Source organism: Parabacteroides sp. PH5-46, from assembly GCF_029892785.1.
Taxonomy (GTDB): domain Bacteria; phylum Bacteroidota; class Bacteroidia; order Bacteroidales; family Tannerellaceae; genus DFXE01.
The window spans coordinates 1-24,819 of the sequence record NZ_JARXXA010000020.1 but is presented as its reverse complement, the minus strand read 5'-3'; the positions used below and the strand labels follow the sequence as shown (position 1 = coordinate 24,819).

The 24,819-nt window shown below is 41.5% G+C and carries 24 protein-coding genes; 15 read left to right on the top strand and 9 right to left on the bottom strand.

Annotated features, from left to right (window positions below; translation table 11 throughout):
• Nucleotides 1-19 precede the first annotated feature (19 nt).
• The 4 genes from M2470_RS16290 to M2470_RS16275 are packed head-to-tail and all read right to left on the bottom strand — an operon-like array spanning nucleotide 20 to nucleotide 3,101.
• Nucleotides 20-607: a uracil-DNA glycosylase family protein gene (locus M2470_RS16290; RefSeq protein ID WP_280746066.1), complete on the bottom strand. Its 588-nt coding sequence runs from the start codon at nucleotides 605-607 to the stop codon at nucleotides 20-22.
• Nucleotides 598-1,071 carry a GNAT family N-acetyltransferase gene (locus M2470_RS16285; RefSeq protein ID WP_280746065.1) on the bottom strand — a complete coding sequence of 158 codons (474 nt, stop codon included), beginning with the start codon at nucleotides 1,069-1,071 and terminating at the stop codon, nucleotides 598-600. Before M2470_RS16285 ends, M2470_RS16290 begins: the two co-directional genes overlap by 10 nt.
• On the bottom strand, nucleotides 1,068-2,192 hold the full coding sequence (locus tag M2470_RS16280) for a clostripain-related cysteine peptidase (protein ID WP_280746064.1): 1,125 nt from the start codon (nucleotides 2,190-2,192) through the stop codon (nucleotides 1,068-1,070). The genes M2470_RS16285 and M2470_RS16280 overlap by 4 nt, the downstream gene beginning before the upstream one ends.
• Before the next feature lie 54 nt (nucleotides 2,193-2,246).
• Entirely contained in the window at nucleotides 2,247-3,101 is an 855-nt protein-coding gene (locus M2470_RS16275) for an AraC family transcriptional regulator (protein WP_280746063.1), read from the bottom strand.
• A 156-nt stretch (nucleotides 3,102-3,257) separates the two neighbouring features.
• Between M2470_RS16275 and M2470_RS16270 the strand changes: the two genes are divergently transcribed.
• The 7 genes from M2470_RS16270 to mutY all read left to right on the top strand — a co-directional run bounded on the left by M2470_RS16270 (nucleotide 3,258) and on the right by mutY (nucleotide 13,522).
• A complete protein-coding gene (locus tag M2470_RS16270; RefSeq protein ID WP_280746062.1) occupies nucleotides 3,258-4,256 on the top strand; it encodes a malate dehydrogenase in 999 nt (332 codons plus the stop codon).
• Between the two features lie 246 nt (nucleotides 4,257-4,502).
• On the top strand, nucleotides 4,503-6,752 hold the full coding sequence (locus tag M2470_RS16265; protein ID WP_280746061.1) for an aconitate hydratase: 2,250 nt from the start codon (nucleotides 4,503-4,505) through the stop codon (nucleotides 6,750-6,752).
• Between the two features lie 4 nt (nucleotides 6,753-6,756).
• Nucleotides 6,757-7,956, top strand: coding sequence for an NADP-dependent isocitrate dehydrogenase (icd, locus tag M2470_RS16260; RefSeq protein ID WP_280746116.1), 1,200 nt, complete (start codon nucleotides 6,757-6,759; stop codon nucleotides 7,954-7,956).
• Nucleotides 7,957-7,976: 20 nt separating this feature from the next.
• On the top strand, nucleotides 7,977-9,320 hold the full coding sequence (locus tag M2470_RS16255; protein WP_280746060.1) for a citrate/2-methylcitrate synthase: 1,344 nt from the start codon (nucleotides 7,977-7,979) through the stop codon (nucleotides 9,318-9,320).
• 285 nt (nucleotides 9,321-9,605) lie between these two features.
• Complete coding sequence (locus M2470_RS16250) at nucleotides 9,606-11,666, top strand: cytochrome c biogenesis protein CcdA (protein ID WP_280746059.1); 2,061 nt, start codon at nucleotides 9,606-9,608, stop codon at nucleotides 11,664-11,666.
• 3 nt (nucleotides 11,667-11,669) lie between these two features.
• Nucleotides 11,670-12,455: a nucleoside triphosphate pyrophosphohydrolase gene (mazG, locus tag M2470_RS16245; protein WP_280746115.1), complete on the top strand. Its 786-nt coding sequence runs from the start codon at nucleotides 11,670-11,672 to the stop codon at nucleotides 12,453-12,455.
• Entirely contained in the window at nucleotides 12,455-13,522 is a 1,068-nt protein-coding gene (mutY, locus tag M2470_RS16240) for an A/G-specific adenine glycosylase (protein WP_280746058.1), read from the top strand. The genes mazG and mutY overlap by 1 nt, the downstream gene beginning before the upstream one ends.
• A 2-nt stretch (nucleotides 13,523-13,524) precedes the next feature.
• On the opposite strand, the gene M2470_RS16235 is transcribed toward mutY, so the two are convergent.
• Nucleotides 13,525-14,562, bottom strand: coding sequence for an immunity 22 family protein (locus tag M2470_RS16235; RefSeq protein ID WP_280746057.1), 1,038 nt, complete (start codon nucleotides 14,560-14,562; stop codon nucleotides 13,525-13,527).
• 106 nt (nucleotides 14,563-14,668) lie between these two features.
• On the opposite strand from M2470_RS16235, the gene ssb reads away from it, so the two are divergent.
• The 4 genes from ssb to M2470_RS16215 are packed head-to-tail and all read left to right on the top strand — an operon-like array spanning nucleotide 14,669 to nucleotide 17,737.
• Nucleotides 14,669-15,151: a single-stranded DNA-binding protein gene (gene ssb / locus M2470_RS16230; RefSeq protein WP_280746056.1), complete on the top strand. Its 483-nt coding sequence runs from the start codon at nucleotides 14,669-14,671 to the stop codon at nucleotides 15,149-15,151.
• Between the two features lie 27 nt (nucleotides 15,152-15,178).
• Entirely contained in the window at nucleotides 15,179-16,510 is a 1,332-nt protein-coding gene (gene gldE, locus M2470_RS16225; protein ID WP_280746055.1) for a gliding motility-associated protein GldE, read from the top strand.
• The gene (locus M2470_RS16220) at nucleotides 16,503-17,084 is read left to right on the top strand and encodes a gliding motility protein GldD (protein ID WP_280746054.1); all 582 of its coding nucleotides are present in this window, start codon (nucleotides 16,503-16,505) and stop codon (nucleotides 17,082-17,084) included. Before gldE ends, M2470_RS16220 begins: the two co-directional genes overlap by 8 nt.
• A 32-nt stretch (nucleotides 17,085-17,116) precedes the next feature.
• Nucleotides 17,117-17,737 (top strand): 4'-phosphopantetheinyl transferase family protein, encoded by a 621-nt coding sequence (locus tag M2470_RS16215; protein WP_280746053.1) that lies wholly within the window; start codon nucleotides 17,117-17,119, stop codon nucleotides 17,735-17,737.
• On the opposite strand, the gene M2470_RS16210 is transcribed toward M2470_RS16215, so the two are convergent.
• The 3 genes from M2470_RS16210 to M2470_RS16200 all read right to left on the bottom strand — a co-directional run bounded on the left by M2470_RS16210 (nucleotide 17,694) and on the right by M2470_RS16200 (nucleotide 20,344).
• Complete coding sequence (locus M2470_RS16210; RefSeq protein WP_280746052.1) at nucleotides 17,694-18,578, bottom strand: PepSY-like domain-containing protein; 885 nt, start codon at nucleotides 18,576-18,578, stop codon at nucleotides 17,694-17,696. The genes M2470_RS16215 and M2470_RS16210 overlap by 44 nt on opposite strands.
• 258 nt (nucleotides 18,579-18,836) lie before the next feature.
• On the bottom strand, nucleotides 18,837-19,934 hold the full coding sequence (locus tag M2470_RS16205; protein WP_280746051.1) for an aminoglycoside phosphotransferase family protein: 1,098 nt from the start codon (nucleotides 19,932-19,934) through the stop codon (nucleotides 18,837-18,839).
• A gap of 155 nt (nucleotides 19,935-20,089) precedes the next feature.
• Nucleotides 20,090-20,344 (bottom strand): type B 50S ribosomal protein L31, encoded by a 255-nt coding sequence (locus M2470_RS16200; RefSeq protein WP_280746050.1) that lies wholly within the window; start codon nucleotides 20,342-20,344, stop codon nucleotides 20,090-20,092.
• A gap of 265 nt (nucleotides 20,345-20,609) precedes the next feature.
• Here M2470_RS16200 and M2470_RS16195 point away from each other — a divergent pair, with 265 nt between their 5' ends.
• From M2470_RS16195 to creD, 4 genes are all read left to right on the top strand, one after another.
• Nucleotides 20,610-21,605, top strand: a complete 996-nt coding sequence (locus M2470_RS16195) for a class II fructose-bisphosphate aldolase (RefSeq protein WP_280746049.1) — start codon at nucleotides 20,610-20,612, stop codon at nucleotides 21,603-21,605.
• Nucleotides 21,606-21,786: 181 nt separating this feature from the next.
• Nucleotides 21,787-22,398 carry a hypothetical protein gene (locus M2470_RS16190; protein ID WP_280746048.1) on the top strand — a complete coding sequence of 204 codons (612 nt, stop codon included), beginning with the start codon at nucleotides 21,787-21,789 and terminating at the stop codon, nucleotides 22,396-22,398.
• Entirely contained in the window at nucleotides 22,391-22,681 is a 291-nt protein-coding gene (locus M2470_RS16185; protein ID WP_280746047.1) for a transcriptional regulator, read from the top strand. The genes M2470_RS16190 and M2470_RS16185 overlap by 8 nt, the downstream gene beginning before the upstream one ends.
• Nucleotides 22,682-22,747: 66 nt before the next feature.
• Nucleotides 22,748-24,079 (top strand): cell envelope integrity protein CreD, encoded by a 1,332-nt coding sequence (gene creD / locus M2470_RS16180; RefSeq protein ID WP_280746046.1) that lies wholly within the window; start codon nucleotides 22,748-22,750, stop codon nucleotides 24,077-24,079.
• A gap of 57 nt (nucleotides 24,080-24,136) precedes the next feature.
• On the opposite strand, the gene M2470_RS16175 is transcribed toward creD, so the two are convergent.
• Nucleotides 24,137-24,697 (bottom strand): NAD(P)H-dependent oxidoreductase, encoded by a 561-nt coding sequence (locus tag M2470_RS16175; RefSeq protein ID WP_280746045.1) that lies wholly within the window; start codon nucleotides 24,695-24,697, stop codon nucleotides 24,137-24,139.
• Nucleotides 24,698-24,819 lie beyond the last annotated feature (122 nt).

The following is a 24,819-nucleotide window of genomic DNA, read 5'->3' as shown; positions in this document are numbered from 1 at the left end:
AATGTATAAATAATTGTGATTAAGGAATAATATTTAGCTCGAGAAACATCTTTTTGTAATCTTCGGCTTTTTCGGATAATGGTTTTGGATAGGCGCGTGATGAGGAGGGCATTCGGTACACTTTCAGGTCTCTCTCATGATAATAACAAGATGAGTGGAATCCTACTTTCGGTTCTTTCAACGGGAGGATAGATACGAGCGTGTCCATTGCCTTTTGCCCGGTTACAACAATAGCTTCACATTCGGGAACTTTATCCAAGACTTCTTTCAGGTTGATAGGAGTAACAACTTCCAGGAATTTGTCAGAGGCATTATCCTTTAAGCGGATAACTTCCAGAGCTGTATCTCCAAGCCCGATGCCTTTCTCATGGCAAAAAGCTCTTGCCTTTGCTTCGTTATATGCTTTTCCGGAAACGTCGACAAAATGATTCTTGTCGGAATAAAATATAAGCCCCATGATACGCCACATATCATTCTGGAAGTTCGGATAGTAAAAGTTCATTGACCAACGTATCTTCTGAGGCGGAAAACTCCCCAGCATCAATAGCTTTGTGTTCTCGGGTAAGAAAAAGCCTAAAGGGTGTTGCTCTGTTTTTCTTATTTCCATAATTGTATCCATTTTCTGAGAGGAAGCCGCATGTGCAGGATGGGATAGGGCTTTCCTGCACTATCAAACTCATCCCGGCTGACTACTTTAAACCCAAGTTTTTTGTAGAATCCTACAGCCTGTTCGTTTTGCTCATTAACGTCAACTGTTTCTATATGATACTTATGTACAGCAAAAGATACCAACGATTTACCATATCCTTTTCCTCTTTCAGACGGATGGATGAATAACATATCGATGTTTTTATCTTCAATTCCCAGAAATGCGATAATGCAGTCCGCTTCATTTTTGATATAAAACAACTGTTTGGCAGTAGGTAGATAAACCCTCAATACAGCATCCTTGAAAAATAAGATATCTTCTTCAGACAGAAAGTGATGTGTGGCCCGGACAGATGCTTCCCATAACTCAGCGATCTGATTATAGTCAAAGACAGTAGCTCTATATAATTCAATGTCATTCATTCTGCAGACAAAACAGTTTTATACCAAGCTAGCTTTTTATATTCTGTATTCAGGTACGGAAAGCGTTCTTGTTCGATATAAGTAGTTAAACCGGAGTGTAGGTTAATATTGAATCCCGAATAATTAACCAGAAAAGAAGGTGTAGCTGCCTTGTAGGGGATACAATCTGCTATTAACGATTTTAGCGTTAATGGCGATGCGTCATCTTTCAGAATACGGGAAAAATAATCTTCAAAATCGAAGAACAGACGATACGAATACCTGTCGAAATGCTGAATGTCAGATATATTTACAGAGTTTATTTTCTCTCTATCTATGCTTTCACGCAGAAAAGTTCCCAACTCATACAGACCGGATGTTTTAATCAGACTAAAGGTTCCGGATTCATAATGGGCATTGCCTGTGCTAACCAAGTTATAGATGTCTTTAGTGAAAGCTTCCAGCTTGGCTTCTTTTTCAAAAAGATAGTTCAGAGACGTAGTATATATCTTTTGATATCCGGGAGAGAGTATCTCTGCAGATGAGGCGATTAGATAGTCTGTTTTGTTTCTCAGTTCATATGCGACTTCTATTCCGGCGGTGAAACAAGCCTCGAAAACGATAAAGTCAAAGAGTCCGTCAGGGATAGCAGCCGCAAAATCGATCAACTCCATTTCATCTTTACCGGACGTATTATCTATCACAAGCGATCGCGGGGAGCTAAGGGTGGACTGAGGTAGCCAGCCTGACGCATGAGAGAAAAATATAAGCCCGTAGGAGTCTGCCGGATATCTTGATATGGCTTCGTTGATTACCCGGTTGAGTACATCCGGGTCGGCAGAGTTCTCATTCTCATACTCTTTAACAACTTTGCTCTGATTGATACCGTTTTCACGATATACTTCCAGCAGACTGGAGTTTTCGCCTATTATATCTTGGAAGACGATAAGGTTTCCGTTTTTGCCGTTCCAGCCCTCCAGCATATATTTGAGCTTATCTTCGGATTCTCCGTTCAGATTATTGTCACGTCCGAGATAAACGATAACTGTTCGTTTATGCGTTTCCTGGGGAGGATATTCATCATTGCTACATGATGTAAAAACTATCCAGAATATGATTGGTAAAAGAAGATATTTATACATTGTATTGTTTAAAACATTGGATCAAAGTACAAATTTACATATAAAGTGCGGATTTTATTCCTTTTCACCCAATCTTTTCATTAATTCGGAAGGGGTACAGCCGAATTGCTGTTTGCAGAACCGGTTTAGATGAGTCGGAGAATTGAAATTATACTTTTGCATAATGTCACTGAGTGTGTTACCCGGTTCTGACATGCTAAAGCATACGAATTTTGCTTTTTGCTTTAACATCCATTGTAGTGGGGGCATTCCAAACTCTGTTTTAAATTTGATATCAAAGTTTGTTCTTCCCATTCCTACTAGCTTGGCAAGCTCATCCACATTATTTGCATTTTTATAATTCTGTAATATTTTGTCTTTAAAACCTGGAAGTTTACCTAAGATAGGGTGAAACAGGTTAGACATTTCTTCTTTGCTGTAATACTTTTTTAGTAGCAAAAATAGTTCCAGAAACTTAATTTCATCCATTAAATGGCTGTCCATTCCATTTTTGATGTATCGAACCATCTGATGTAGGAAATCTCTTAATGCATAGTGTATTGGAAGAGGTCTGAATATATATTCTTCTTTTGAATCGGAGTTCCAATAGTTTTGAGATACTTTGGTGAGTATGATTTTTAGCGAATTGAAGGAGCAGATAATGAGCTTACAAGGTGAAAGCGCTTTGATTGATATTTCCGAAGATTTTGGAATCAGGAAAAAATGCATTTCGTTTATATTATTATTCAAATATTCGTTATAACACACATTTAGTTTTCCCTCTAATATAAATATCAGATGGTTGAATTCTTTGTTTTTGCCATCAAAAAAACTATTATCCACTACTTCATAATGTTTGAATCCAGCTGTTATATCGAATATATCATCTTGAAATGGCAAGTGTTTGGAGTTTTGATGTAAATCTTTCATAGTTTGAAATATCTCTTACACAAAAATACAAATAACATTTATGTATGACAAGTATTTATTGTTTTTTAATACCAAACCTTGTTGTTGTATTGTATTTGAACAAAAAGGCTAGGTCTATGTTATATTAATAGTTTTAATTATGTAATATAAAATGATATGAAAACTCTTACATCTGAAAAGTTAACGATTGTCGGTGCCGCCGGCATGATCGGTTCTAATATGGCTCAGTCTGCTATCCTAATGGGATTGTCTTCTAATATCTGTTTATACGATCCTTATTCCAAAGGGTTGGAGGGTGTGGCAGAAGAGCTGTTGCAATGTGGATTCAAAGGAGTAAACATTACTTATACAAGTAATATCAAAGAAGCATTGGCAAACAGCAAGTACATTATTACCTCCGGAGGAGCGGCACGTAAAGAAGGTATGACGCGTGAAGACCTGTTGAAAGGAAATGCGGAAATCGCCATACAGTTCGGAAAAGACATTAAACAATACTGTCCGGATGTAAAGCATGTTGTCGTGATATTCAATCCGGCTGATATAACTGGACTGTTGGTTTTGCTCTATTCGGGCTTGAACCCGTCGCAAGTATCGACTCTTGCTGCTTTAGACAGTACAAGGCTGAGAAACGAATTGGCCAAACACTTTAATATCCATCCCGATAAAATAGTAAATTGCAGGACATATGGAGGACATGGGGAGCAAATGGCAGTATTTTCTTCTACGGCTAGTGTAGACGGAAAACCCTTGAATAGCTTGATAGGCACGTCGGCTCTCACTCATAAAGAATGGGAAGGTATTAAAGAACGAGTCATACAAGGAGGGAAACGAATTATAGAATTAAGAGGACGCTCTTCCTTCCAAAGCCCGGCATATCTGTCGTTGGAAATGATACAAGCGGTCATGGGTGGGCAGGCGTTTGATTGGCCGGTAGGAGTATATGTGTCGAATGGTGAATACTCGAACATCATGATGGCTATGGAAACCCGGCTTGATAAGAACGGAGTGTTTTATCAGGCTGTGAAAGGCCTGCCGGAAGAGGTGCAGGAATTACAGCAAAGCTATATACACTTGTGTGATTTGAGAGATGAGCTCATCAAATCAGGTGTTATTCCTCCAACAAAAGAGTGGAAATCGATTAATCCGAATTTGTAATTTTCATAATAGAAAAGGTGTTATTTCCCTATATGTAATGAACAAAAAAACATCGTTTTGCGTTTATTATATATAGGGAAATACTTATTTGTAGCAGATAATTGCCGGCGAAGTATAACCGTACGATAGAAAAACTCTATGATTCGATAGAAAATATCGAACATTAAAAGCTTTATTATTGCTTATATTTGTTTGTGGCACTTGTATATAGAGCATGAGAAACCAACAATATAAACTTAGATAACCATGACGCATGACATTGAAATGCTAAAAGACTTCTATTCGCAGTTTGCCGATAAAGTTGAAAGTGTACGGAAACGGATCAATCATCCGATGACCTTATCAGAAAAAATCTTATATGCGCATTTATATGATGTGAATGCTCCCGGAGTATATGAGAGAGGTAAAGATTATGTGAACTTTCGCCCGGACAGGGTGGCCATGCAGGATGCTACTGCACAGATGGCCTTATTGCAATTTATGAATGCCGGAAAAACCAAATCAGCCGTTCCGGCAACCGTCCACTGCGACCACCTGATACAGGCCTACATCGGTGCAAAAGAAGACATTGATACGGCAACAAACAACAATCGTGAAGTATATGATTTCCTGAAAGCTGTCTCCAATAAATATGGTATCGGATTCTGGAAGCCCGGAGCGGGTATCATCCATCAAGTAGTATTAGAGAATTATGCTTTCCCCGGCGGTATGATGGTAGGGACAGATTCGCATACGCCTAATGCCGGAGGTTTGGGGATGATAGCTATTGGCGTAGGTGGCGCCGATGCTGTGGATGTGATGAGCGGGATGGAGTGGGAGCTGAAGCTACCGAAATTAATCGGAGTGCATCTGACCGGTCGCCTGAGTGGCTGGGCTTCTCCAAAGGATGTTATCCTGAAATTAGCCGGGATACTTACGGTGAAAGGCGGGACTAATTCCATTATCGAATACTTTGGCGACGGAGCTGCATCGCTCTCGGCTACAGGAAAGGCCACTATCTGTAATATGGGGGCTGAGGTGGGAGCTACTACCTCTATCTTCCCGTTCGACGATTCCATGTCGGTCTATCTTCGACAGACCGGACGAGCGGAAGTAGCCGCTTGGGCAGAAGGAATAGCTTCTTATCTGCAACCAGATCAGGCAGTGATCGAATCCCCCGAACAATACTATGACCAGGTAATCCATATTGATCTCACGTCGCTTGAACCGTATATCAACGGGCCGTTTACGCCTGATGCAGCAACTCCTATTTCCGAATTTGCAGCTAAAGTTAGGATGAATGGCTATCCGCAGCAGATGGAGGTCGGATTGATCGGCTCTTGTACCAATTCTTCTTATCAGGATCTGAGCCGTGCGGCGTCCATTGTCCGTCAGGCATTGGAAGACCAGATAGAAGTTGCGGCTCCTTTGATAATCAATCCCGGTTCGGAACAGATTCGTTATACGGCCGAGCGGGATGGGATGATTGGTGACTTCGAAAAGATCGGCGCTACGATTATGGCTAATGCCTGCGGGCCTTGTATTGGTCAGTGGAAACGTCATACCGATGATAATAACCGGAAGAACTCGATTGTGACTTCTTTCAACCGGAATTTCGCGAAGCGAGCCGACGGCAATCCAAATACGCATGCGTTTGTTGCCTCACCCGAGCTCACGATGGCACTTACCATTGCAGGCGATCTTTGCTTTAATCCGCTGACGGATACATTGAAAACCTCAGACGGACGCGAAGTAAAACTAAAGGAACCGCAAGGAGCTGATTTCCCACCCAATGGATTTGATGTGAAAGATAATGGCTATCTGGCGCCCGGTGATGGAAAAGTAGAGATTCATGTTAAAGCGGATTCCGAACGTTTGCAGCTATTACAGCCTTTCCCTCCTGCCAATCCGGACGACCTTGTCGATATGCCTTTGCTGATAAAAGCCGAAGGAAAATGTACTACCGATCATATATCGATGGCCGGCCCGTGGCTCCGTTTCAGGGGACATCTGGAAAATATCTCCGATAATATGTTGATGGGGGCTGTGAATGCCTTTAACGGTAAAACGAACTCCGTATGGAATCAACTGAACAGTGAATATGAGGCTGTTTCTGCTGTTGCCAAACAATACAAGGCAAAAGGAAAGTCCTCCATTGTAGTCGCCGAAGAAAACTACGGCGAAGGTTCTTCTCGTGAACACGCAGCGATGGAACCCCGTTTCCTGAATGTAAAGGTTATTCTGGCGAAGAGCTTTGCCCGTATCCATGAAACAAACCTCAAGAAGCAGGGCATGTTGGCGCTTACGTTTGTCAATAAGAATGATTATGACAAGGTGCGCGAAGAAGATCATATCTCCATCATTGGCATACAAACGTTCAAACCGGGTGAACCATTGTCTGTTATCCTCTACCATGCCGACGGGACACAAGACTCATTTAACGTAAATCACACCTACAACGATTTGCAAATCGAATGGTATAAAGCGGGATCAGCATTAAATTACCTTAGTAAATAGTAGTATTATGAAGATAGTAAAAGAAAACGAAAAGCTATTGGTTCCCGACCAGGTAACGATACCCTATATAGAGGGAGATGGCGTAGGGGCGGAGATTACTCCGGTTTGTCAGCGTATTGTGAATGCGGCGGTGTCTAAGGCTTATGGTGGAAAGCGGGCGATTGAGTGGATGGAAGTGTTGGCGGGCGAGAAGTCTTTTAATCAGACGGGGAGCTGGCTGCCGGACGAAACGATGGCTGCTTTTACCGAATATGTTGTAGGGATCAAAGGGCCGTTGACAACGCCTATTGGCGGGGGGATCCGCTCGTTGAACGTAGCGCTTCGGCAAACCTTGGACTTGTACGTGTGTCTGCGTCCGGTTCGCTGGTTTAAAGGAGTCGTTTCTCCGATAAAAGAACCTCAGAAGGTAGATATGGTTATCTTCCGTGAGAATACCGAAGATATTTATGCCGGAATCGAATGGCAGCAAGGAACGCCCGAAGCTGCTAAGTTCTTACAGTTTCTGACAGACAAGATGGGAGTGAAGAAGATACGTTTCCCCGAAACTTCCTCTTTTGGTGTAAAACCGGTGTCTATAGAAGGAACGCAACGATTGGTTCGTTCGGCTATCGAGTATGCTCTGGCTAATAAACTACCGAGTGTTACGCTTGTTCACAAAGGGAATATCATGAAGTTTACGGAAGGAGGTTTCAAGCAGTGGGGATACGCTCTGGCGGCGCGTGAGTTTCCGGATCAAACCACTACCGACCCTTCTGATGCAGCAGGTAAAGTCCTTATAAAAGATGTTATAGCCGATGCTTTCTTGCAAAACACATTGCTTATCCCTGAGGAGTATTCGGTTATTGCTACCTTAAACCTGAACGGCGATTATATCTCCGACCAGTTGGCTGCCATGGTAGGCGGTATCGGTATTGCTCCGGGAGCCAATATTAACTATCAGAGTGGGCATGCCATCTTTGAGGCAACACATGGTACGGCTCCGGATATTGCGGGGAAAGATGTTGTTAATCCTTCTTCATTGCTGCTGTCGTCGGTCATGCTGCTGGAATATATTGGCTGGAATGAGGCTGCGGATATGATAATGTCGGCTATGGAGAAAACATTTGTAAACGGCGAAGCCACGCACGATCTGGCTCGCTTTATGCCACACGGTAAATCTCTTGGCACCAAACAATTTGGTGAAACTATCATTGGGTTACTTTAATTACCTAAAGACTAAATTATATGAAAAAAGAGTATTTGATTTATAAGTTGTCGGAGTCTGTAAAGACTACCTGCAAGATTGATAACGACCTGTTCACCCAATACAATGTGAAACGTGGTTTAAGAAACGAAGACGGAACAGGGGTATTGGTTGGGCTAACACAAATAGGGAATGTAGTGGGCTATGAGCGTTTGCCGGAGGGCGGACTGAATGCCATTCCCGGCAAATTGTATTATCGGGGCTATGATATTGAAGACCTAGTGCATGCCCTGATCGCTGAAAAGCGTTTTGGTTTCGAAGAGGTGGCTTATCTGATGTTATCGGGTGAATTGCCTCATAAGACAGACCTGGAAGGCTTTAAAGAGCTTATTAACGATAATATGCCTCTGGAGCAGAAAACAAAGATGAATATTATTGATCTGGAAGGCCAAAACATCATGAATATTTTGGCACGTAGCGTATTGGAAATGTATAACTTTGATTCTAACCCTGACGATACCTCTCCCGACAACTTAATGCGTCAGTCAATTGAATTGATTTCCAAGTTCCCTACTATCATTGCTTACGCCTATAATATTTATCGCCACAGCACCCACGGTCGGTCGTTGCACATCCGCCATCCGGACGAAACCTTGTCTATTGCAGAGAACTTCCTGTATATGCTGAAACGCGACTATACCGAACTGGATGCGCGTACGTTGGACTTGTTACTGGTGTTGCAGGCAGAACATGGTGGGGGGAATAACTCTACATTTACGGTTCGCGTAACAAGTTCGTCGGGTACGGATACTTATTCGTCTATTGCCGCCGGTATCGGCTCGCTGAAGGGCCCGTTGCACGGAGGGGCGAATATCCAGGTAGTAGATATGTTCAACCATCTGAAGGAGAATATTAAAGACTGGAAAAGCAAGAGCGAAATAGATGCTTACTTCATGCGTATGCTCAATAAAGAGGTGTACAACAAAACCGGTTTGATTTACGGGATAGGTCATGCCGTATACACCATCTCAGACCCGCGTGCCTTGTTGCTGAAGGAAATGGCTCGCGATCTGGCGAAAGAGAAAAAACGCGAGAAAGAGTTTGCTTTCCTCGAGCTGCTGGAAGAACGGGCGATTGACTGTTTCGCCAATTATAAAGGAACAAAGAAACGGGTATCGTCTAACGTAGATTTCTATTCCGGCTTTGTGTATGAGATGATTGGCTTGCCACAGGAAATCTATACGCCGCTATTTGCTATGTCGCGTATCGTAGGCTGGACAGCCCATCGCATAGAAGAATTGATATTCAAGAGCAAACGAATTATCCGTCCGGCATACAAGAATATTTTGGACGAGCAGGAATACGTACCCATTGGCAAACGTTGATGTAGTAGTGCTTTGATTTTGTTGTTTTGCACTTAACTTTTGTACATATCACAGCTGTGAAAAGAATACTTCACAGTTGTGATATTTCTTTTTCACAGGTGTAAAAAGTTTATTTCACAGGTGTGAAAAGCATAAAATATAATAACTAAATGAACAAAATAGTACGAAGTGTCATTTAGAAAGAAGGATGCTGTTTAAACAAAGAAAAACAATAAAAAAATTACCAACTGTCAATGAATGACATTATCTTTGTATGATCTTTTCACAAATATAATGATTACCCGGATGAAAAAGTTTTTGAATATTCTTGCTTTAACGCTGATAACGATTGCTGCCCAAGCGCAAATTATGACACCGGTGAAATGGAAAATCAATCTGCTGGACACCGGTACTCCCGAGAAAGAAATTGCTTTTACCGCTACTATGGATAAAGGCTGGCATTTATACGACATGGATCTGCCTGCCGGTGGACCGGTGTCTACCTCTTTTACTTTTGAAACGCTGACAGGAGCAGAACTGATAGGGAAACCTGTTGCTTCCGTTAAGCCAACTTCCGTTTACGATGAGTTGTTTGCTATGGACTTGCGCTGGTATGGTGGAAGTGTCACTTTCGTACAGAAGTTTAAAGTAACAGATGCGAAGAAATTCAAACTGGCAGGCGAAGTGGAATTTATGGCTTGTGACGATGAAAGTTGTCTGCCTCCCGATAGGGAAGAGTTCGCTTTTGACAGCAAACATATAACAATGACTGATGTGGCGTCCGGTACGGTAAATACAGAGCCTGCGACTGAAGAGCCGGATGCTACTTCCGTAGAAGAAAACCCCGTAGCTGCGGAAACGCCGGTCTATGCATCCAAGCCTGTACAGACTTCTGCCGTATCAGATAAACTGACAGAAGATGTAGACCTCTGGGCTCCTGTTATCGACGAAATGAAGAGTTATGGCGACGCTACACTGTCAGCTACGGATACTTCGTGGATCTTTATATTCCTGGCGGGATTTCTGGGTGGTTTGATCGCATTGCTTACTCCTTGTGTGTGGCCGATGATTCCGATGACGGTGAGCTTCTTCCTGAAGCGTACGAACAACCGAAGGAAAGCCATACAAGATGCTATCCTGTACGGATTGGCCATTATTATTATTTACTTGTCGATGGGCTTGATTATTACCGGAGTGTTCGGAGCTAGTGCGTTGAATGATTTGTCTACCAATGCGATATTCAATATACTGTTCTTCCTGTTATTGGTGGTATTTGCCGTTTCGTTCTTCGGAGCATTTGAAATGGTATTGCCTGCTTCCTGGACGAACAAACTGGATAGCAAAGCCGACTCTACTACCGGGCTGATCAGTATTTTCTTCATGGCCTTTACCCTGGTATTGGTTTCCTTCTCTTGTACGGGGCCTATTATCGGGACATTGCTGGTGCAGGCCGCTACGATGGGTAGTGTAGCCGGTCCGGCGATTGGTATGTTTGGCTTCGCTCTTGCGCTGGCTATACCGTTTAGCTTATTTGCTATCTTCCCCAATATGCTGCAAAGTATGCCTAAGTCCGGCGGCTGGCTCAACTCTGTTAAGGTGGTATTGGGCTTCCTTGAACTGGCTTTGGCGCTTAAGTTCCTTTCCGTTGCCGACCTGGCGTATGGCTGGCGTATCCTCGACCGTGAGGTATTCCTTGTGTTATGGATTGTGATCTTTGTATTGCTTGGTTTGTATCTGTTGGGCAAGATTAAGTTTGCACACGATAGCGACCTGAAATATGTATCTGTTCCCCGTTTGTTTATGGCTATCATATCCTTTGGCTTTGCTATGTATATGGTGCCGGGCTTGTGGGGTGCGCCGCTGAAGTCTATCAGTGCTTTTGCTCCTCCTTTGTATACGCAGGATTTTAATCTGTACGAAAGCGAAGTGCATGCACCATATGATGATTACGAAGCGGGTATGGCCTATGCCAAGCGGACGGGCAAACCGGTCATGATTGACTTCTCCGGTTTTGGTTGTGTGAACTGCCGAAAGATGGAAGCTTCCGTCTGGACAGATCCCAAAGTAAAACAACTGCTGGAGAAAGACTACGTACTGATAACCCTCTTCGTGGATGATAAAACAAAGCTTCCGCAAACAATAGAAATAGAAGAGCATGGCAAAACGCGCAAGCTGAAAACGATAGGCGACAAGTGGAGCTACCTGCAACGCAGCAAGTTCGGAGCCAATGCACAACCCTTCTACGTATTGCTGGATAACGAAGGTCAGCCCTTAGGTCCCTCGTATGCATATGACGAGAATGTTTCCAAATATGTAAAATTCCTGCAAGACGGACTAGCTAATTATAGATTGAAAGGAAAAGAATAAATGATGAATACCCGCGAAGAACAGTTGAAAGCCTTTGGTCGACTACTGGATGTTTTAGATGAATTGAGAGTGAAATGCCCGTGGGACAGAAAACAAACCAACGAAAGTCTCCGCTCCAACACCATAGAGGAAACCTATGAGCTTTGCGATGCCATTATTCGTGATGACAACGAAGAGATCAAGAAAGAATTGGGCGATTTGCTGTTGCACATTACTTTTTACGCAAAGATAGGAGAGGAGAAGGGAGCTTTTGATATAAAATCGGTTTGCGATGCCATATGCGAAAAGCTGATCTTCCGTCATCCGCATGTATTTGGCGATGCTACTGCGGATACTAGCAAACAGGTAGAGCAGTCCTGGGAACAAATCAAACTGAAAGAAAAAGGCGGGAATAAAACCGTATTGGAAGGAGTCCCAGCCGGACTGCCTTCCGTAGTAAAAGCGCACCGCATCCAGGACAAAGCCCGCAATGTGGGTTTCGACTGGGAGCAGCGCGAACAGGTATGGGATAAGGTACAGGAAGAGTTTAACGAGCTGAAAGCCGAGATAGACCAGGTGGATGCCGACCAAATGGAGAACGAATTTGGCGATTTATTCTTCAGTCTGATCAACGCTGCCCGCCTGTACAAGATAAATCCCGATAATGCGTTGGAGCGTACCAATCAGAAGTTTATCCGCCGCTTTAACTACCTAGAAGATCATACCATCAAAGAAGGACGTCCGCTAAAGGATATGTCGCTCGAAGAAATGGATAAGATCTGGGACGAAGCGAAAGCCAAAGGTTTGTAATGGAAATCAGCGACATTCTGATCGCCTGGTATCAAAAGCATAAAAGAGACCTCCCTTGGCGAAGCCTGAATGATCCGTATCTGATCTGGATCTCCGAAATTATATTGCAGCAAACGCGTGTAGCGCAGGGCTTAGACTACTTCCTGCGTTTCACCGAGCGTTTCCCTAACGTTCGCTCCCTGGCTGAGGCGGAAGAAGACGAAGTGCTCAAATACTGGCAAGGGTTAGGCTATTACAGCCGGGCACGCAATCTACATGCCGCCGCCCATCAGGTAATGGAACGCTTTGGCGGGGAATTCCCTACGGAATATAAAGATGTATTATCGCTAAAGGGAATTGGAGAGTACACAGCTGCTGCGATTGTCTCTTTCGTGTGGAACAAGCCTTATCCGGTAGTAGATGGAAATGTATTTCGGGTGCTGGCCCGCCTCTTTGCATTGGATACTCCCATCGACACAGGCAAAGGAAAGAAAGCCTTTACAGATTTGGCTAGTTCGGTTATGAATCCGGAAAAGGCCGGTTTGCATAATCAGGCGATCATGGAGTTTGGCGCCCTTCAATGCGTACCGCAAAGTCCGGATTGCGCTGTCTGCCCGTTACAGTCTAAATGCCTCGGATATGCCAACGGTTCGCCACAAGCATACCCCGTAAAGCAAAACAAAACCAAGACGAGAAACCGCTACTTCCACTACCTGCACATAATACACGAAGGCAAGATCTGGCTAAACCGCCGCTCTGGCAAGGATATATGGAAAGGTCTGTATGAATTCCCGATGATAGAAACAGAGCAGCCACTGGACTTCGCCCAATTACAAGAGACAGATGCTTTCAAACAACTACTGAAAGACGCTGGAAACCTCTCCGTATCCGTTGAACTATCAGGAATAAAACATGTGCTCTCTCATCAAATACTTTATGCCAGCTTCTACAAGATAGAAACCGAGAAGCAACCGGAAGGCTTACAGCCTTACCTCGAAATCCCGGCAGACACTATCAGCGACTATGCCGTTCCTCGCCTGTTACAGCTTTATCTGGAAAGGGATACTAATTCGTTATATTTTACTTAAGCCTAGTTTAATTCTTCGTTTTCTGTGAAGTTTTCGTTGTAGTAGATTACGCCGCAATTCTTTTTGTTTTCCAGGAATGAGCTTTCTAATGATAGTTGAGCCAGTTTTTCACAGGTATTCCACTCATTATATTCAATAGCGGCAATACATTTTTCTATTTCCTCTTTATTATCGGTTGCAAAGATGATTGGGTGGGCTTCCATATTGTTATGGTGATCGCTTAGCCCGGAGGCAAACATGGCGGCGCAAGGAATTTTGTCGCCTATATTCACTTTTTCCGGCCAGTCGTTATATGTGAAACGTTTTGCTCCGTAAATCATTTCTGCCTCATCTTTTGCTCTCATATCGGCTACCGCAACAATCTGGATAGGATTGACAGATGTTACTACAGAAGGTATTAACAGACCGTTCTTATAGATACTTTGTGGTGTGGCTGCCCGCATCATGAGATAAGAAAAGAGATAAAATAAGAAAACAATACCGGGGATAATACTCCACCAGGGATGCCCGGTACGAATAAGTCCGCCTGTGATGCTGAGAGCTATCAATGAATACAGGAGGAATTGCCTTTTTGCTTTTTTATTTTCCTCAACAAGCGCGTCGTATTTCTTTATTCGTTCCAAATCTCCGTCAATATGTGGTGATACGCTTGCTTTGCTGAAGTTGATAGATTCTCCCTCTTCTTTCGTATATTGGAATGCACCGATGAAAACGAAATTGTCGCTGCTTTTTATCTTTCCGTTATATTCGTAATCATAAACTAAAACAACACAGTTGTAATGATGCAGGGAAAGGTCGGGGAAATCAATCCCATCCAGGAAGTAGTCGGCATAAGAAGCTTGCCGGAGTGTATCTTTCGTTAGTTGGGAATTAAATATGATTTCCTGTTTGTCGTCGTCAGTGTATTCTATTTCCATAGTCTCTGTGAATGAAGAATATGCTTCCCCTTCATTGTTGTAGTTTACGGTCATAAAACGGTTGAATTCTTCTTCATTATTGAAATGACCTAGCCAGATGGATACTTTGTTCTTTACTTGCATGATATTATTGGTTAGTTTATAATCAGGAGGCAAATATATTCAATTACTTTTTTGCAAAGTAATTGAATTTGTTTTTCTTTGTAAGTCAAATAAAGAAATTGTTATTATGTCATTAAATAAGGTAATATTGATAGGGAATGTGGGAAGAGACCCGGAAGTACGCTATTTTGATAGTGGAATGGCAGTGGCTAACTTTCCTTTGGCAACATCCGAGAGGGGATATACGCTGGCGAATGGTACGGTGGTTCCCGAACGTACCGAATGGCATAATATCGTAGTGCGCCGTGAGCAGGTTTCCTTTGTGGAAAAATGGGTAAAGAAAGGCTCTGGTGTTTATGTAGAAGGTAAGATTCGCACCCGCAATTATGATGATCAGAACGGGGTGAAACGTTATGTTACCGAAATATATGCCGACCGGGTTGAGTTCTTTAACTGGGGAGCAAGACGTGATGACGGACAAGCTACTACAACTACTCAATCGGCTCAGCCGACTCAAACTGCTCAATCGACTGAATGGAACCAACCAAGTCAGCCTACCTCGCCTATCGATCCTGTTGAGACGAATGACGCAGACGACCTTCCGTTCTAAATATTGTTTAACTAATACGGTTCACCTTTGGACTCAGACTATTTTTTATCCGGTTTATTTGATCAAGTAACCATCCATGCGCTTACAATAGAGACTCTTGTAGCCTTTTGTATTGCAGCCCTTTTATTGGTAATCTCAGGTTTTGTTTCGGCTTCGGAAGTAGCTTTTTTCTCCCTTCATCCGGTAGATATAAACGATGTAAGAGAAAAGAAATATGCTTCCGATGGAATTATACTACGCTTGCATGATCGTTCTGAGTACTTGCTGGCAGCCATTCTTATCTCGAACAACTTTGTGAATGTGGCGATAGTAATGCTTTGTACGTATGCTATTAACGGGATAATTGATTTTACTTCCTCTCCTTTGCTGGGCTTTGTTCTGGAGACAATTGTATTGACCTTTCTGCTGTTGCTCTTTGGTGAGATTATGCCTAAGATATATGCTCAGAAAAACGCCTTGAGTTTTACACGTAAGGTGGCTCCTTTGTTGAATAGTGTAGAAAGGCTTTGCCGTCCGCTCTCTAAGGTGCTGGTTAATTCTACCTCTATAATAAATAAGGCATTGACAAAGAAAAAGTATGATCTGTCGGTTGATGAGTTATCGAAAGCCCTGGAACTTACTTCTACGGAGATGCCGGAGGAAAAAGAGATGCTGGAAGAGATCATCAAGTTCTATAATAAAACAGCCAGTGAAATTATGACGCCGCGCCTGGACGTGGAAGATGTTGAGATACGAAGTTCCTTTAAAGATGTACTTGACTTTATCATTGAGTCCGGCTATTCCCGTATTCCGGTATATGCCGAAACGGAAGACAATATAAAAGGGATATTATATATAAAAGACTTATTACCATACATAGGCAAAGCGGATTCGTTTCGCTGGCAAAGTTTGATTCGCCCTGCATACTTTGTGCCGGAAACAAAGAAGATTGACGATTTGCTAGAAGATTTCCGTACGAATAAAATACACATGGCGATTGTAGTAGATGAGTTTGGTGGAACATCGGGTATTGTTACGATGGAAGATATCCTGGAAGAAATAGTAGGAGAAATATCAGACGAATATGATGAGGACGAACAGCAGTTTATCCGCTTGGCCGACGGTAGCCTGATATTTGAAGCGAAGATATTGTTGAATGACTTCTTTAGAGTGATAGATGTAGACTCGTCTGAATTTGGTGACTTGACGGATGAAGTAGATACCCTTGCCGGCTTGTTATTGGAAATAAAAGGAGATTTTCCCAGGCGGAGGGAGATTATAGAATACAATGGTTTTCGTTTTCAGATACTTGAAATGGATAATCGCCGTATTCAGAAAGTAAAGTTTTCTTACATAAAGGAATCGGAAGGAAATGAATAAAAAGCTGTTCCTTACATTATGGATTCTACTGCTTTTGCTGATCGTATCTGCCTGTTCGGAGTATGCTCCTAAGCCGAGAGGCTATTTCCGTATTGAACCTCCGCAGGCTGTTTATGTGCAACTTCCGTTGGAGGATCTTCCTTATTCGTTTCATGTTTCATCATTGGCAGAGATTGAACTTCCACCTGTAGACGATACAGCCGGATGGATAAATGTATCGTATCCTGCGCTGGGAGCCAAGATCTATTGTACGTATTTGTCGATTACTCCTGCCGGACTCGGAAAGGTAATAGAGGAATCCCGGCTGCTGGTGTCCCGGCAATCTAAAGATGCCATGAGTATTATTGAGCAGGCGTATGAAGATCTGGATAAACAGGTGTATGCTTGTTTGTACCAACTGGACGGAGCATCGGTTTCTCCTATCCAGTTTACCTTGACAGATAGCACCAAAAACTTTTTTAGAGGTTCTCTTTTGTTTAACAGTGTTACAAATGCTGATTCTATTGCACCGGCCGTACAATACCTGAAAGAAGATATTGCAGTGTTAATCCAATCATTTAGCTGGAAGAAGTAATGCCTCTTTACCTAAAAGAAACAGCCCCTCTTATGGGAATCTGGAAAGTAGAAGAAAGCTCGGATCATTTGCTTTCCATGCTGGAAAATACCTCTGATTATCTTCCGTTTCTGGAACGTGTTCAGTTTGAACATCGGAAGAGAGAATGGCTGGCTGTCCGTGTCTTGCTTAAGGAATTATTAGGAGAGGAAAGTCTTATCGCCTATTATGATGATGGGGCTCCTTGTCTTTCTGCTAAAGATTTGAATATCAGTATTTCTCATACCAAAGACTATGTGGCGGTTCTTCTTTCCCCCCGTCTGCCTGTTGGAATAGATATTGAATATCGCGGGAAACGTATATTAAATGTACGGAGCCGTTTTTTGAGTGAAGAGGAGTCTGATTTTATTGATGCGAAGCAGGAAATAGAGCATTTGCTTATTTGCTGGTGTGCCAAGGAAACCTTGTTTAAAGTAATGCGACAACAGGAGGTGGATTTTATCAGGCATCTTCATTTGTTGCCCTTTCCGTATAATACGTCAGGCAGCCTGACAGGTACGGAAACCCGAACCCAACAGGCTGCTGCTTATCACTTGAATTACCGCGTATTTGATGATTTTGTACTGGCTTTTACGACAGAACTGAGTGAAGGACACCGGATGAATCAAAGCTGAGAATGTGCATCTTTTCTTCACTGTCTTCAACATAGAATATATAATTTATCTTTTGGCTGTCTTCCATCGCTTTTATTTCCTGTAGGTTGTATATGTAGTAATCTGAGTTAACGAATCCTTCCCATACAATTGAAGGTACTGCTTCTTTTGCCAGATGCCAGAAGGTTGATATCCATTCGTAATTACTGTCTAAAGCTGCTACTTTATATAGGGTGTTGTCAAGTACTCCAACCGATATTTCATCAATAACACTATTTACTTCTGTAATGTCTACCAGCTCGGGATTGTCAAATAGCTGATTAATGATTGTGCTGATAGCATCCGGTATAATGGTTGGAGTTTCAATATGACCTTGTGAGTTCTCTATTCGCTTTATGAAGTCTCCATGTTTGGTAAAATACAGCATAGACTGTTCGCTGCTGTTTGCCATTTCTATCATATAAACCGAACTAAAGCCCAGCTTCTCTAATGTATAGGTTTTATTGATCTCCCAATCCGAAAATGCGGAGTTTGCTAAGGAGTTGGAAACGCTTGTCCCTATTTGATTATGAGGGATGTTTGTTTGCTCCAAAAAACATTTTCCTTGTTCGCTGAACCATGCAACGATAGGCTGGTTTTCTATCTCAAAGTCTGCAACATAATAACCACCTGTTGTATCCCATGTGATATGTTGAGCATTTGTATACTGGTTTTTAAAAGATTTTAAAACTAACTCATTAGGAGTGATACTTGTATTTTCGGACGGATCTTCTTTGTCGATCCCGCCATTCTCACTGGAACAAGCCGTGAAAATATATGCAATTATGGCGATGAACGCCCAATGTGAAACTCTTTTATCCATCTTTCTACGAATTAATGTTAATAAAGCTACTTTAATATATAACAGCAGAGGGGATAAAAGGTTCCGGCGAAGGCTTAAACCATTGTGTTAGTGATGAGTATTATTTTACTCGTGTGTAAATAAAATTCGCTCGTGAGCTGATTTTACTGGCTAACTATCTATTTGAAAAAGAAATGTACTTCACCCTTCAGCCGCTTATAATAAACTGGTTTTCTAAAAAGAAATACTAAAAGGAGGCTGAAGGGTGAAGGATGTCTTTTACTTTATGTATGATTTCATGAAATTATCCATTTCTTCGGCATGTTCTTCGAGGCTCCGGAGGAGTTTGAACTGTGCCTTGGTACGTTGCAGGTTATGCATTGGATGGTGTATTTTGTAATAGGTGTCACCATTGATGTAATCCGTAAGGAAACGTACGGTTTGCATGTATGTCAACAAGCGCCCGCCATATGGAAGCATACTTATTTCTTGTGGAGTCAGGAACGATTGAGCCGTTTCCATATAGCCTCGCGTATACGCTTTGAATATCTCCATGTTTACGCCTACCTTGTCGAGGTTTTCATCGTCTTCGGCTCCGGTATTGGCTCCCGTACGGATAAAGTCGCCGATGTCGGACAGAACAAAGCCCGGCATTACCGTGTCCAGGTCGATTACACAAAGTACTTTTCCGTCTTCGTCAAACATCACGTTGTTTACTTTTGTATCGCAGTGATTGATCCGTTTCTTTAGTTTGCCATCACGGTATAGTTGTTCTTGTATGCAGAAGGCATCAGCTCTTTTCTCTATTTCGTCTACAAGTTCTTTTACTTCCTCTAAGCGTCCTGCTGCATTTGCTTCAACTGCCTCGTGGAACTGTTGCAGCCTGAACTCCATATTGTGAAAGTTAGGAATAGTTTCCCCCAGTTTTCCTTCCGGAATATCAGCTAGCATAGACTGGAAGTTTCCGAATGCTTTTCCGGCCTCATACGATAATTCAGTATTTACTTCTTCATAGCTTTTGCTGCGGGGAATGAAAAGGCATACCCGCCAATAGCTGTCTCCGTCGAAATAATAATTCTTACCCTCTTTTGTCGGTAGAAACGTTAACACCTTCCGGTCGATATCTTTTTCGCCTTGCTCTTCCAGCTTCTTACGGATATGTGAAGTAACAACATGGATGTTGTTCTGCAGCATATCAACATTTGTGAAAATATGATGATTGATCCGTTGCAGGATGTATTTGGCTTCCCCTTTGTCGGTTGTAACTTTTAATGTGTCGTTGATGTGTCCGTTTCCAAACGGTTCTACAGATACAACTTTGTCTTGTAATTGAAATTGATCCAGGATTTGTAATAATTTGTCTTTAGTTTTTGCCATGGCATTCTTTTTTATTTGAAAATTGAAAATGTCGTTTAGTCTTCATTATCAATTTGGTTACATATGCAAAGGTATAATATCTCCTTTAAATAAAAAAGCCCCGGATTTTATATCCGAGGCTTTTATGTCTCATTATCAATTGAAATAAATAAAATTTATTTCTTATTACGGTTTCCGTAACGGCTCATGAACTTATCAACACGTCCGGCTGTATCTACCAGTTTAGATTTACCTGTGTAGAACGGGTGAGATGTGTTTGAGATTTCCACCTTTACTAATGGATAAGTTACACCATCAAGTTCGATTGTTTCTTTTGAGTTGATAGTTGAACGTGTGATAAATACGTCTTCGTTGGACATGTCTTTGAACACAACCGGACGATAGTTATCAGAATGAATACCTTTTTTCATTGCTATTTATTTATTATTATTAATTTCAATCCCGCTATCAATAGCCTGCTGTCACTCTTGTCTATCAATATATGTCTGGTAACCGGTAAATTTAATTGGCTTGCAAAGGTATGGAATAGAGTTGAACAAACAAAGGAATTGAAATTATTTTTTTATTCACAACTACTTTTAGCTTAAATTTATATGCTTAAAAGCATATTTGTTTTTGGTTTGTTGCTATCTTTGTGCAGATTTTAATTATTAACGTAATAACATCAACTAAACAATGGTAAGTTACAAAGAATTAGGCCTGGTGAACACGAAAGATATGTTTGCAAAGGCAATGAAAGGTGGATATGCCATCCCTGCGTTCAATTTCAATAATCTTGAACAAATGCAGGCTATCGTTCAGGCTGCTGTAGAAACAAAATCTCCGGTAATCCTTCAGGTGTCAAGCGGTGCCCGTAAATATGCCAATCAAACACTTCTCCGTTATTTAGCAGAAGGCGCTGTAGCTTATGCCAAAGAATTAGGATGCCCCGAACCACAAATCGTTCTTCACTTGGATCATGGTGATTCTTTTGAATTGTGTAAGAGCTGTATCGATTCAGGCTTCTCTTCTGTAATGATTGATGGCTCTCATCTGTCTTATGATGAAAATGTTGCATTGACAAAGAAAGTAGTTGAATATGCTCATCAGTATGATGTAACTGTAGAAGGTGAACTAGGTGTGTTGGCCGGTGTAGAAGACGAAGTTAGCTCAGATCATCATACTTATACAGAACCAGACGATGTAGTGGATTTTGTAACAAAGACAGGTTGCGATTCATTGGCTATTTCTATTGGTACATCTCATGGAGCTAACAAATTTACTCCGGAACAGTGTACACGTGATGCAGAAGGTCATTTAGTGCCTCCTCCATTGCGCTTCGATATTCTGGAAGAAATAGAAAAAAGAATACCTGGATTCCCTATCGTATTGCACGGAGCTTCTTCTGTTCCGCAAGAAGAGGTGGAAACCATTAATAAATATGGTGGTGCATTGAAAGATGCTATCGGTATTCCTGAATCACAATTGCGTAGAGCTGCCGGATCTGCCGTATGTAAGATAAATATCGACTCTGATAGCCGTTTGGCAATGACTGCTGCTATCCGTGAAGTATTTGCTACTAAACCAGGAGAGTTCGACCCACGTAAATACTTAGGCCCGGCTCGTGATAATGCTAAGAAACTATACAAGCATAAAATTGAAGAAGTGCTTGGATCAGCTAATAAACTATAAACTTTTCTTATAATGGCATAAGTTTATTTGTTTATAGACAACCTTTAAAAAAATCTCGAATGGTTATAATCTGCTCTTTGCGGATTATAACCATTTTTTTTGCAATAAAATAATAGTGATTATTTGGAAAGATGAAAATCAATACTAACTTTGCAATTCAAAGTACTTTTATTATGTTGATATGAATAAGCAATTAGAAGATATAAAAGCCATACGGGAGATGATGGAGAAGTCATCCAAGTTTATTTCCCTGAGCGGGCTGTCGGGGATTTTGGCAGGAATAACAGCTATAGCAGGAGCGGCCTTTGCCTATTTTTATTTGCTGCGCGATCCTTCCATGACTGATTATAACCGTATGCAGGAGCTGATGATCTTATTGGCGGATGCGCTGGTTGTTTTATTCTTTTCGATAAGCTTTGGGCTTTACTTCTCCTGGCATAAGGCGAGAAAGAACAATCAAAGTTTGTTTAGCAAGATATCTTACCGCACGATATATAATTTAGGTATTCCTTTGATAGCCGGAGGGGTTTTCTGTCTGATTTTGTTGATGAAGGGTGATATCCGGATGGTGATTGCAGGTACGCTTATCTTTTATGGGATTGCTTTGATTAATGCTTCTAAATTTACATTTGAAGAAGTGCATTATTTAGGCTTAACCGAGATTGTATTAGGTATTGCAGCTGCTGTTTTTGAACGTAACGGACTGTTGTTTTGGACGATTGGGTTCGGGTTATGCCATATTATATATGGTTTTGTGATGTATAGGAAATATGATCTGAAGAAACATGACTAACATTATAGCCAAATTAAATAAAGCTTTTGACAGTCGTATCAGATTAGGAATTATGTCGATCCTCTCTGTCAACGATTCGGCTGACTTCAATACCATGAAGCAATTGATGGAATTGACAGATGGTAATTTGGCAAGCCACTTGAAAGCCTTGGAAAGTATTGGCTATATCCAATCACATAAACAATTTGTAGGACGTAAGCCTAATACCCAATATGCTGTTACTGAAGAAGGGAGGAACCGATTCCAAGAGCATCTGGATGCTTTGGAAGCTTTGCTGAAATGATTTTTTTTTCGCTTAATAACTTTGAAAAACAAAGTACTTTTATATATTGATTAATACTACTGATTTATGGAAACAAAAATGAAAAAAGTGGAGAAATTCTCCCAGTCAATTACACTGAAAGCTGTTATAATTGCAATCCTGAGTTTAGTGTTGCTGATTCCCAGCCTGATGGTTCAGAACCTGATTTGGGAACGTCAACATCGTAGCGTAGAAACCATTGAGCGGATCAATGCGAAATGGAGTCATGCTCAAACAATCTGTGCGCCGGTTTTATCCATCCCTTATACGACCTCTTATAAAACGTCGGATAATAAAACGGAATACCAGCATCATACACTTAATGTTACACCTGAAATACTGAATATAGAAACGAAGCTATACCCGGAGGAAAGGCATTATGGTATTTATAAAACAATTTTATATAAAAGTGATATAGAGCTGTCTGGCGAATTTGACACAAAGAATTTTCGCCAGATTGAAAACAGCATAATCCATTGGGATAAGGCCTATGTACGTTTGGGTGTTTCAGACTTACGCGGGATAACCAATAATATCAACTTCACTTTCGACAATAATCAGTACGAGGCTGAAGCTCGCGGAAATAATGAAGAATATCTGGGGAAAGAACTTCTGGTAGATTTGGCCGATTCCTTGTTTGAATCTGGCAAAGAAACAATCGCTTTTCATTGCAAGCTAAACCTGAATGGCAGCGGAAGCATAAACTTTATTCCTTTAGGAAAAACAACCAATGTACATGTGTCAGGAGCTTGGGATGCACCGGGATATATTGGTAATTTTAGTCCGGAAACTACAGATACGGAAGGATTTGATGCAACATGGAATGTGCTCCGGTACAATCGTAGTATTCCGGATTCATGGACAGATAATAATATTGCAGGCTTTTATGATTCTACCTTTGGTGTGAACTTGGTCAACACAGTAGACCATTACCAGCAAAATATGCGCTCGGCCAAGTATGCCTTGATGTTTATAGCACTTACATTTGTTGTATTTTTCTTTGTTGAAATCCTTACCAGAAAAAGAATACACCCTATACAATACTTTTTAGTGGGTGTAGCTTTGATATTATTCTACACGTTGTTGCTGTCTATTTCGGAACAGCTAAACTTCGGACTGGCTTATGTGATAGCAAGTGTTGCTACAATCGGGCTGATAACTACATATGCGCATAGTATCTTTAAAAATAAAGCTCAATCAGCTACACTTGCCTTTGTCCTTATCCTATTATATGTATTCTTGTATGTTGTTTTACAACTGGAAGATATCGCTCTGCTTATCGGAAGTGTCGGCCTGTTCATTATATTAGGAATCATCATGTATTTCTCCAGAAAAATAAACTGGTATAAACAAGAAGAACTCGGCGAAGCAGAAGAATAAAGCTGTAACTTTTCGGTGAAAGGTGGCTTATTATCTAATGAGTAAATAAGGAAGTCATTACCAGTTGGAAAGAACGTTCAACTGTGATGCATTCGTAAATGATTCGATTTTCTCTTTGAATAATATAGCCCCTTCGCTGAGGTTGCGGCCTATTTCTTCAGCTCCCATATCATAGATAATGATAGGTGTTTGCCATTTCATTCCAGCATAAATAGCACTTACCTGATACGGTCTGAGGATTTCATCCATTGTAAACCTGTATTTTCCACCGCTGCGGTATGTTTTTTCGGAACTACCAACAGTAGTAACTATCTGCAAGGGTTTGCCTATCACCATAGGGGTTTGGGATAGCTCGGCGAATACTTCTTCCTGCCATTTCTTTAGCATATAGGGAGCTCCCATCCAGTAGATAGGAAACTGAAATACTAAAGCGGATGACTCCAGCATGATTTGCTTCCAGATGATCGGGTCGAAGAATTGTTGAAAGTCCTCATACAGGTTGTATACCGATACGTTTCCCATTTCTTTGACAGAGGATATTAATTCTCTGTTTGCCCTTGATTCATTTATATTAGGGTGAGCTAATATGATACTCACCCTGTTTACTTCTTTACTCATCGCTTTGCTTTTACTGTTAATATTAAATAGTCACCCCTTAAAAAGCGGCTTTAAGTTTTTCACTTAATAAAATTGTCTGTATCCGTAAAATGATATAGGCAATTTTTTGTTTGTATTTATTC

Excerpts from the sequence above, each read along its gene's own strand:
- M2470_RS16290 (WP_280746066.1), bottom strand. The coding sequence starts at position 607 with ATGGAAATAAGAAAAACAGAGCAACACCCTTTAGGCTTTTTCTTACCC.
- M2470_RS16285 (WP_280746065.1), bottom strand. The coding sequence starts at position 1,071 with ATGAATGACATTGAATTATATAGAGCTACTGTCTTTGACTATAATCAG.
- M2470_RS16280 (WP_280746064.1), bottom strand. The coding sequence starts at position 2,192 with ATGTATAAATATCTTCTTTTACCAATCATATTCTGGATAGTTTTTACA.
- M2470_RS16275 (WP_280746063.1), bottom strand. The coding sequence starts at position 3,101 with ATGAAAGATTTACATCAAAACTCCAAACACTTGCCATTTCAAGATGAT.
- M2470_RS16270 (WP_280746062.1), top strand. The coding sequence starts at position 3,258 with ATGAAAACTCTTACATCTGAAAAGTTAACGATTGTCGGTGCCGCCGGC.
- M2470_RS16265 (WP_280746061.1), top strand. The coding sequence starts at position 4,503 with ATGACGCATGACATTGAAATGCTAAAAGACTTCTATTCGCAGTTTGCC.
- M2470_RS16255 (WP_280746060.1), top strand. The coding sequence starts at position 7,977 with ATGAAAAAAGAGTATTTGATTTATAAGTTGTCGGAGTCTGTAAAGACT.
- M2470_RS16250 (WP_280746059.1), top strand. The coding sequence starts at position 9,606 with ATGAAAAAGTTTTTGAATATTCTTGCTTTAACGCTGATAACGATTGCT.
- mazG (WP_280746115.1), top strand. The coding sequence starts at position 11,670 with ATGAATACCCGCGAAGAACAGTTGAAAGCCTTTGGTCGACTACTGGAT.
- mutY (WP_280746058.1), top strand. The coding sequence starts at position 12,455 with ATGGAAATCAGCGACATTCTGATCGCCTGGTATCAAAAGCATAAAAGA.
- M2470_RS16235 (WP_280746057.1), bottom strand. The coding sequence starts at position 14,562 with ATGCAAGTAAAGAACAAAGTATCCATCTGGCTAGGTCATTTCAATAAT.
- ssb (WP_280746056.1), top strand. The coding sequence starts at position 14,669 with ATGTCATTAAATAAGGTAATATTGATAGGGAATGTGGGAAGAGACCCG.
- M2470_RS16220 (WP_280746054.1), top strand. The coding sequence starts at position 16,503 with ATGAATAAAAAGCTGTTCCTTACATTATGGATTCTACTGCTTTTGCTG.
- M2470_RS16215 (WP_280746053.1), top strand. The coding sequence starts at position 17,117 with ATGGGAATCTGGAAAGTAGAAGAAAGCTCGGATCATTTGCTTTCCATG.
- M2470_RS16210 (WP_280746052.1), bottom strand. The coding sequence starts at position 18,578 with ATGGATAAAAGAGTTTCACATTGGGCGTTCATCGCCATAATTGCATAT.
- M2470_RS16205 (WP_280746051.1), bottom strand. The coding sequence starts at position 19,934 with ATGGCAAAAACTAAAGACAAATTATTACAAATCCTGGATCAATTTCAA.
- M2470_RS16200 (WP_280746050.1), bottom strand. The coding sequence starts at position 20,344 with ATGAAAAAAGGTATTCATTCTGATAACTATCGTCCGGTTGTGTTCAAA.
- M2470_RS16195 (WP_280746049.1), top strand. The coding sequence starts at position 20,610 with ATGGTAAGTTACAAAGAATTAGGCCTGGTGAACACGAAAGATATGTTT.
- M2470_RS16190 (WP_280746048.1), top strand. The coding sequence starts at position 21,787 with ATGAATAAGCAATTAGAAGATATAAAAGCCATACGGGAGATGATGGAG.
- M2470_RS16185 (WP_280746047.1), top strand. The coding sequence starts at position 22,391 with ATGACTAACATTATAGCCAAATTAAATAAAGCTTTTGACAGTCGTATC.
- creD (WP_280746046.1), top strand. The coding sequence starts at position 22,748 with ATGGAAACAAAAATGAAAAAAGTGGAGAAATTCTCCCAGTCAATTACA.
- M2470_RS16175 (WP_280746045.1), bottom strand. The coding sequence starts at position 24,697 with ATGAGTAAAGAAGTAAACAGGGTGAGTATCATATTAGCTCACCCTAAT.